Here is an 8,696-nt window from a genome sequence, read left to right as displayed (position 1 = left end):
CAATCGCACGGAATTTTGCCTTGAATTTGTATCGCGATCATGGCTTCCAAAACATGGCTCAAGCTCAACGTCTCGCTGGCTTTAGTTGTAGCATACTCAAAGATCTGTTTAGAATGAAATAGCCCTGGAAAAAGGCGGTCTAAATTTTGGTACGGTCGGCTCATCTATAGTCCTGCTTTCAATACTTTTAGTTTGTATCGCCTTCACAACTTTCACTCAGAGAAAACTCATGGCGACTGTGGCTGCTAACGATGAATAAAATTGGTTTGTAGTGAGGACTTTAGTCCTTATATTTTTATGAAAACTGAAGTTTTTACTACAAACACCTGCTGATTGCGAGCAACTAACTAAACATTATATCATAGGGTAGCTTGATTTTTACCACCATAACAGGCTACCCTTTGGTATTCGCTCGAATTGAGCAAAGCAATACTAGACTTGTCTGGTTTGTAACCTCAGCATTGCGATGCACAGCGTCAGCCAAAGATAGCCGATTCCGTAGCCACCAATGATATCTGTTGGCCAGTGTACTCCTATATACATCCGACTCAGGCCAATAAGAGCGATCGTCAAAACAGCTAAAATATATATCAATTTGGAAAACTTCGGAAAGTGAGCGGAAAGCAGGTAAGCTAGAAACCCATACATTACAAAACTTCCTAAAGCGTGACCGCTCGGAAAACTAAAGGATGTTTCTGCAATTAAGCTTGGAAAAAGATGTGGACGAGGTTTAGTAAAAAATAACTTTAATCCAGTATTGAGAATGAAGGCTCCCAAACAAGCAACAGCAAAAAATTTAGCTTCCTCGCGGTGATGCTGCCACCAGAGAATTCCCAGCGTGACTGCCACAATCACTATAACTACACGGGGATCAGCAAGCTGAGTAATTGTTAGCATCACAGCATCTAGACTCGGATTTGCATATCCGTGCAGCCAGTACAGCCAAGAAGTATCAAAAGCAAAAGCTTCTCGTTCTAATATTTCTTCAAATAACCACGCTAAAATAAAACTGATTAGCAGACAACTGGTAAGTCCAACTACACCAATTGTCACAATTAAAGTATTTAACCGTGGGTTTATATGCTGCAACCAAAATTCATAAATTTTTCGTAACATAATCAATCCAACTCAAGAAAGTTCAAGTCATGTACAATTTATATCATAATTTTTAAATAGTTTGTAATCTTCATAAAACATCAATCAAGCGATGTATTTTAACTTATTTAAAAATAGTTACAGGGCAATTTCACAGTGAAGCAACTGCCAACTGCTAGCTGACTGGTGACGGTAATTGAGCCGTCGTGATTTTGGGCAATGGTTTGGGCTATTGCTAATCCCAAACCAGAACCTCCATTCCAATAGGAACGAGATTCATCTGCTCGCCAAAACCGCTCAAAAATCAGCTTAATATGCTCGGGTGCAATTCCCACACCCGTATCTCGCACGCTGACAATGCAATAGGAACCGAGACGGTTGGCTGTAATTTCAACTGTTCCTCCTGATGGCGTGTAGTGAAGTGCATTTTGAATCAAATTGGTGAACAGTCGTGTTAGTTGGTTTAAATCACCTATTAAATTAATATTTTCTGTAAGCTGAGGTTTTAAATTAATTTGTTTTAGTTCGGCGCGAGACTGATAAAGCTGAACTAAGTTCTCCAAAACAACAGTTAAATTGACAGGAGCTTTATTGATGCTGACCACTTTATCGGTTCGTGCTAACAGCAGCAAATCTTCGGTTAGCTGCGTCATTTGATTCGCCGCACTAGCAATAGCCTGGAACTTTTCGGCATCTGACTCTCTCATTCCCTCTGGGTATTTTAGTGCTACGGCTAGATTACTTTTGATCGCCATCAATGGGCTGCGAAATTCGTGAGAAGCATCAGCGGTAAACTGCTTTAAACTTTGAAAATTTTCCTCAATTGGCTGCATCGCTAGACGAGTCAATATGACTCCACCAACACCGCTAAAAATCAAGGCTATAAGAATTCCACTCCCTAGCCCTAAATTTAATTTATTTAAGGTTTCGTCAATTTCTTCGAGGGATTGGCTTACTCTTATATAGCCGATTAGTTTACCACCTTCCCTCTCACTTATTGGCAAGGTAATTCCTTGAATTCGATTTTTTGCCCTTGGTAATTGTACTGTATCGCTTAATGACAATGGTATGGCAATCACAAACTTCCCTTGCTGAAATATCGTATTGCCGTTAGTGTCAAATAATTGCAAGCCTTGATTGTTATCAATCAGAGTTTGCACGTTAAAATCAGTATCAAATTTTATGCGTCCGTTTTCCCATTCTGTGTTACCAGATGCTCCTTCTCCTAAAACTGTCAGTTTGTCTGTTAGCTGTTGGGTGAGACTGCGAGCGAAGATTACTCTAACGCCAATTGCAAAAATACTTAAGATTGATGCCAGTACAAGCAGGTAAGAGAAGAGCAAACGAGAGCGTATTTTTTCAAACATAATTAGGAGAAATAATCAGCTATAAAAGTTGTAGATATACGTGCAAAGTCTCAAAAACTTTGATATAATCATTAGTCAATACGCTTGGGTTAATACTATTTATTCCCCGGAGATCCCCCTAAATTCCCCTTAAGAAGGGGGACTTTGAGTAACTTTTTGTCCCTCCCTTTTTTTAAGGGGGAGTAGGGGCAAGCTAGAGAGGTATCGGCTTTATATGAACCGTATTGAGTTATTAGTGATGGCTGCTGAGTCGATAACCAATGCCGTAAACTGTTTCGATAAAATTTGCGGAACTTCCGGCTGCTTTGAGCTTGCTACGCAAATTTGTGATGTGAGTTTTGACTGTTCCTTCTCCTGAAGCTTTATCAAAATCCCACAATTTATCTAAAATTGCAGAGCGTGTTAAAACTTGAGTGGGACTTTTTAAGAAACATTCTAATATCATATACTCTTTTGGAGTTAAAGATAAAGCGTTTCCTGCATAAGTAACGGTGCAGCTACTGGGATTGAGTTGCAAATTACCGTGGGTTAGAATCAGGGCCTTGGTTTCTGGAATTCTCCGAGATAAAGCTCTAATTCGGGCGGCTAATTCTTCTAATTCAAAGGGCTTAACCAAGTAATCGTCAGCTCCTGCATCTAGTCCAATGACTCTATCTGAGGTGGTATCGCGTGCTGTCAGCATCAAGATGAGGACGTGAGAGCGATCGGCACGCAGACGCTTGCACAGTGATATACCATCTAATTTGGGCAGCATTAAATCTAACAAAATTAGGTCGTAATTAGCCGATCGCGCATATTCCCACCCCTCCAGGCCATCAGTCGCTATATCTACGACGTGATTTTGATGCCTTAAGTCCTCTGCAAGGGGTTTGGCAATGCGAATATCGTCTTCAACTAACAAAATTCTCATTTTTTTATATCGAGATATCTTTCTCAACAGTATGATATCGCGTCCGGTCGATTGACCGCAATAAGATTAGTTCGCAGCATAGGACTTAATTCCGATGCTGCTGCGGATTCAAAGAGGGAACTACAAACTGTTTTTTATGATCGTCGATTTACTGGATATGAGATGAGTCGTTTTAGGTGCTAAAAAATTCCTAAATTGAGCGTACAAAGCTGGCAAAACTAACAGAGTTAACGCTGTAGAAGTAAACAATCCTCCTAAAACTACGATCGACAAAGGTTGCAATATTTCCTTTCCGGGGCCGCCTTCTAAGACTAGAGGTGCTAAACCCAAGGCTGAAGTTAAAGCAGTCATTAGGATGGCGTTGAGCCGTTCCATCGAGCCTTTAATAATAGCTTCTTTAAAAGGTAGTCCTTCAGCAAATTTAGAGTTGTAGTTGTCTACTAACAGCAAGCCGTTACGGGTAGCTACGCCGAATAATGTGACAAAGCCAACTAAAGAAGCTACGGAAATTATACCGCCAGTCAAAGCTACAGCAATTACTCCTCCAACTAAGCCCAGAGGCAAATTAATCATAATCATAGCAGTTGAAGCGATCGACTTGACGGACAAGTACATCAGTACGGTAATTACCAAAAAGGCGATCGCACTAAACACCATAATATTCTGCGAAGCCCTTTGTTCCGCCTCAAATTGACCGCCGTACTGGATAAAATAGCCAAACGGTAACTGCACCTCTCGTTTGACTTTAGCTTGAATTTCATTCACAACCGATCGCAAATCCCTACCTTTAGCATTAGCCGCCACCACAATCAACCGAGAAACATTCTCGCGGTTAATCGTATTTGGGCCCGTACCGTATTGAACAGTCGCAACTTGCGCGAGGGGAATTTTATTGCCGCTGGGAGTATCAACCAACAAATTCTGAATAGTTTCTAGGTTGTTTCTGGCTTGAGGTTGCAACCAAACAACCAAGTCAAAAGTTTGCTGTACTTCCAAAACTTGAGAAACAACTTTGCCGTTTAAAGCTGTCTCAATTATTTCCGAAAGTTCTCCGATTTTCAAACCATATCTACCCGCAGCTTGGCGGTTAAACTTAATTTGAATTTGTGGCACAGGTACCTGCGGTTCGAGTTGCAAATCCACAATTCCCTTAACAGTTTTCATTTGTGCTTCAACTTGAGCGCCGAGGCTGCGAAGTTGATTCAAATCCGGGCCAAATATTTTCACAGCAATTTGACTTCTGACACCGGACAAAACCTCATCCATCCGATGAGAAATAAAACCGCCGATATTTGGTGCAACTCCCGGCAATTTACCAAATTCCTGCCGCAGCGACTCCAAAGTTTTGGGCCTGTTTTTCATCCCTTCCTCGCTCAAACCAATATCAATGTGAGCTAAATTGACTCCCGCAGCATCAGCATCGCCCGGAGCTCTGCCCGATCGCACTTGCACGTATTCAAACCTGGTATCATCCTTAAGTGCATCTTCCATAGCAAAAGCCGCGCTATCCGTCGTCTCCAAAGACACACCCGGATAAAGCAGAATAGTATTCACCAAAGTTTGCTCCTGAAACTCCGGCAAAAACACCCGTCCAAAAGATGGCAAAATAACTAATGCAGCTACCATACTAGCAGCAGCGAAAACTAAAATTATCGCCGAATAGCGCATTGATAATTCGATAAAAAAGTGATAGATGCGCTTGCAAAATCTCGGCAACCAAGGTTCCTCAGCACTCATGCGTTTGCTCGGCAATAAAATAGCACAAAGAGCAGGAGAAATGAACAGCGATTCTAGACTAGAAATCACCACAACTACCAAATAAGTAATTCCCATCGGCGTAAAAATCCGACCTTCAACACCGGGCAAAGTAAAAATTGGTGAAAACACAACGATGCCAATAACAGTTGCTCCAATTAACGAATCGCGCACCTCCTGACTGCCATCAAAAATCACATCCATCACCGGACGCGGATGCCCAGAAGCAGTATTTTCTCGCAAATTGCGGTAGGTATTTTCAGCATAAACAATCGCATCGTCGATCGCAGTTCCGATCGCCACCGACAAGCCACCCAAAGTCATCGTATTCAATCCCAGACCCAGCCAATACATCGCCAGCAGCCCGAAAAGCCAAGTTAGGAAGAAATCGAGCAAAACCACTGTCAGAGTGCGCCAATTCATCAAAAACGGGATCAGAATAACGGTGACAATGATACTGCCTTCAACTAAAGCCGATCGCACATTCTCCACCGAAGAGTTGATATACTCTTCCTGCCGGAAAGTCACTGTTACCTTAATATCCTTGGGCAGAGCTTGCTGTACCTCAGCCATTGCCGCCTCAACCGCTTTAGTTACCGTCGGAGTATCAGCAATTGGCTGTCTGTTTACCATCACAATCACAGCTTTTTTGCCGTTAAAACTGCCATTTCCCCGCTCGATCGCACCACCAATCTTGACATCAGCAACATCACCAATTCTGACGGGCGTTCCGTGGCGAGATGCGATCGCAGATTGCTGCAAATCTGCCACTGACTCAATCCGCCCCACGCCTCGAATTAACGTTTCGCGATCGGGCGTAATTAAATACCCCCCAGGCGCGTTAACATTCGCAGCGGCTGCCGCTTCTGCAACTTGCTGCAACGACACATTAAAAGCTTGCAATTTGGCTGGATTAACTAATACTTGATACTGCCGTTGTTTGCCACCGTAAGCGATAACTTGAGCAACGCCAGTCACTGCCAAAAGGCGATTTGTTACTTGCCAATCGACGAGGCGGCGCACTTCCATCAACGGAGTGGTTTCTGATGTAAAAGCATAGGTAATAACAGTACCTACAGGAGAAGTTGTCGGAGAAATTTGCGGTGTTTCTACCCCAGCCGGGAGTTTGCTTTGAGCTTGCTGCAACCGTTCTGTTATCAACTGGCGCGCTTGATAGATGTCTGTTCCCCAATCAAAGATTACTTTAATGGCAGAAAGGCCCACGGCAGAAGACGATCGCACTGCTGTTACTCCCGGAGTTCCGTTAATCGCACTTTCGATCGGCAGTGTTACTAAAGATTCGATTTCTTCGGGTGCCAAACCCGGTGCTTCCGTCTGAATTTCTACTTGCGGCGGTGCGAAAGGCGGGAAGACATCAAGGGACATTTTGGGGACGATATATAATGTCCAAAGACTAATAATAATGGTGGCGAGAACGACTAGCCAGCGGCGGTTAATTACCCATCTGAGAATTGTGCTGAACATTTTAATATTTTTGAGAAGACTGGGCGGTTGAAACCGCTTCTATAGAAGCAAAACCCGATCTGAGAGGGGTTGAAAACCAGACGGTTAAAACTACGTTATTCTCTTGAGTCCGCGGAGGCAGACATCGTTTGTATAGGCGCGGTTTCAACCGCCGTCTTATCTGGGAATTTGCGCCGATTTCCCCAGAATACTCCGGTGGCAAAAGTTAGGGATGCGAGCGCAATTCCTGCCCCAATTCCCGCCCACAAAGGCACGGGTAAATTATTAAAGTTAACCTCTGTTACCTTGGGGCTTGCTTCTTTCTTTTCCTCGGTTGTTGACGGCTTGCTACCGCCCCGCAACGATTGTGCGTAAAGTTGAGGCGCGCGCTGGGTAACAATCAAATCTCCCTCGAATAAACCGCTTTTAACTTCCACTAAATCTCCGGCTGTTTGACCGATTTCAATGTCAACCGCTTGATAAGCATCGCCATTTTTAACGTAAACTGTTTTTTTACCGCTAACATCCACTACCGCCGCAGTCGGAATTGCTAAAATATTTGTGGCGGTTTTGTCGGTTAAAATCTCCAATTCCGCAAACTGTCCCGGCTTTAATTCGCCCTGACTATTATCTAGTTCTGCTTTCACCGGTACAACCCGCGTTTCTCCTTGCACAAATGAGCCAATTATGGTGATTTTTCCTGTGAAAGTCCGATCGCCCAAATTAGCAACTTTCACCCTGACTTCCTGGCCCTGTTTGACCTGATTCAGGTCTTTTTCGTAAATGTTAGCTGTGGCAAAAACGCGGCTGTCATTTAAGAGGCTCATCAGCGGTTTTTCAGCGTTTACGGACTCTCCTGGCGTGATTTCGCGATCGGCAATCGTACCAGAAATCGGAGCAACTACGGTGACAAGTCCTTTGTCATTCGCAATAGTTCCTAATTGTTGGAGCCGCGCTTGATAGGGTGCATCGGCTAAGCGAATGCGCGATTGCGCGACTTTGACCGCAGTTTTGCCGCGTTTGACCTGATTCTCGGCTTCCAACACTTCCCGGCGGCTCTGAGCCTTGGTGAGTTGAGCTTTTGCTTCTGCTACTCTGCCTTGGGAATCGCGCAATTCCCGCATGGGCAGGTCTACTTCGGCTTGTTTAATTTCGGTTTCGGCTTTGATAACTTCGGGACGGCTTTTTGCCTTCGCAACATTGGCTTTTGCTTCGGCGAAGTGTGCTTGCGATTCCAGCATTGTCCGCCGCGCGATCGCACCTGATGCAACTAACTCTCGATCGCGATCGAACTGTTCTTTTGCCACCGTCAGTTCAGTGTCCGCCCGCGCTATTTCTGCTTGCGCTATTTCAATCTGACGCTGATAATTTTCCTTAGCAACTTTCACAACAGAGCGCTTATTGACTAATTCTTGCTCTCTTTGGTACTGTTGAGTTGTAGCGGCTAATTGAGTTTGGGCTTGTATTATTTCTGCTTCAGAGATTTGAATTTGGCGATCGTAATTTTCTGTGGCTAGTTTCAAATCGCCTTGCGCTTGCTGCAAATCGGCCTCAGCTTCCGCTCGTTTCGAGAGAGATTCAACGCGCAACTGTCCTAATTCTGAACTCGACAAAACAGCAACCGGTTGATTTTTTGATACTTTATCCCCAGGCTTAACTAGCAACTCTACCACTTTGCCAGCAACCGGAGCCGTCACTTCTACCTTTTGGTTGGGCAAAGTTTCAATTTGTCCCGTAGTTTTGATGCCTATCTCTAGTCGCTGGCGCGCGGCAGGAGATACTTTAATTCCTAACCGTTTGGCTGTGGTGGCATCGACAGAAATAGCAGCAGGAATTTGAGTAGTTTCGCCGCCGCTTTGGTGAAATTCATTTCCGTGTCCCGCGTGGGCGAAAACGGCTGCGGGAGATGTGAAGAATGCAAGGCTGATAATTAACCCAGAAATGCGGTAGAGCTTTATTGGGGACATGATTGAGTAAGGGCGAATCTGAACTCACATATCACTTTTGCAGGCAAATATGAAATTAGGATGAAATAGGTTAAATTAACATCATTGCTTTGGGGGCGGGTTAAGCACGCCAACTTCCACTTAACAGATAATTCCTGT

Annotated in this window: 5 protein-coding genes; all 5 read right to left on the bottom strand. The window is 44.0% G+C overall.

The genetic code is table 11. From position 1 onward, the window contains the following. Window positions 1–432 precede the first annotated feature (432 nt). Window positions 433–1,116 (bottom strand): phosphatase PAP2 family protein, encoded by a 684-nt coding sequence (locus tag K4039_RS22020; RefSeq protein WP_265238548.1) that lies wholly within the window; start codon window positions 1,114–1,116, stop codon window positions 433–435. Window positions 1,117–1,223: 107 nt separating this feature from the next. Further along, window positions 1,224–2,462, bottom strand: coding sequence for a cell wall metabolism sensor histidine kinase WalK (locus tag K4039_RS22015; RefSeq protein WP_265238547.1), 1,239 nt, complete (start codon window positions 2,460–2,462; stop codon window positions 1,224–1,226). Between the two features lie 232 nt (window positions 2,463–2,694). Next, complete coding sequence (locus tag K4039_RS22010; RefSeq protein WP_265238545.1) at window positions 2,695–3,372, bottom strand: response regulator transcription factor; 678 nt, start codon at window positions 3,370–3,372, stop codon at window positions 2,695–2,697. 120 nt (window positions 3,373–3,492) lie between these two features. Continuing rightward, on the bottom strand, window positions 3,493–6,612 hold the full coding sequence (locus K4039_RS22005) for an efflux RND transporter permease subunit (RefSeq protein WP_265238543.1): 3,120 nt from the start codon (window positions 6,610–6,612) through the stop codon (window positions 3,493–3,495). Between the two features lie 95 nt (window positions 6,613–6,707). Then, entirely contained in the window at window positions 6,708–8,558 is a 1,851-nt protein-coding gene (locus tag K4039_RS22000) for an efflux RND transporter periplasmic adaptor subunit (RefSeq protein WP_265238541.1), read from the bottom strand. Window positions 8,559–8,696: the final 138 nt, after the last annotated feature.

It is taken from the genome of Lyngbya sp. CCAP 1446/10 (genome assembly GCF_026130175.1).
Taxonomy (GTDB): Bacteria; Cyanobacteriota; Cyanobacteriia; order Cyanobacteriales; family Microcoleaceae; genus Microcoleus.
Note: the sequence above shows the minus strand (reverse complement) of the source record. Positions and strands in the feature narration are given on the sequence as shown.

Coding starts and splice junctions, on each gene's coding strand:
- K4039_RS22015 (WP_265238547.1), bottom strand. CDS start 2,462: ATGTTTGAAAAAATACGCTCTCGTTTGCTCTTCTCTTACCTGCTTGTA.
- K4039_RS22010 (WP_265238545.1), bottom strand. CDS start 3,372: ATGAGAATTTTGTTAGTTGAAGACGATATTCGCATTGCCAAACCCCTT.
- K4039_RS22000 (WP_265238541.1), bottom strand. CDS start 8,558: ATGTCCCCAATAAAGCTCTACCGCATTTCTGGGTTAATTATCAGCCTT.
- K4039_RS22020 (WP_265238548.1), bottom strand. CDS start 1,116: ATGTTACGAAAAATTTATGAATTTTGGTTGCAGCATATAAACCCACGG.
- K4039_RS22005 (WP_265238543.1), bottom strand. CDS start 6,612: ATGTTCAGCACAATTCTCAGATGGGTAATTAACCGCCGCTGGCTAGTC.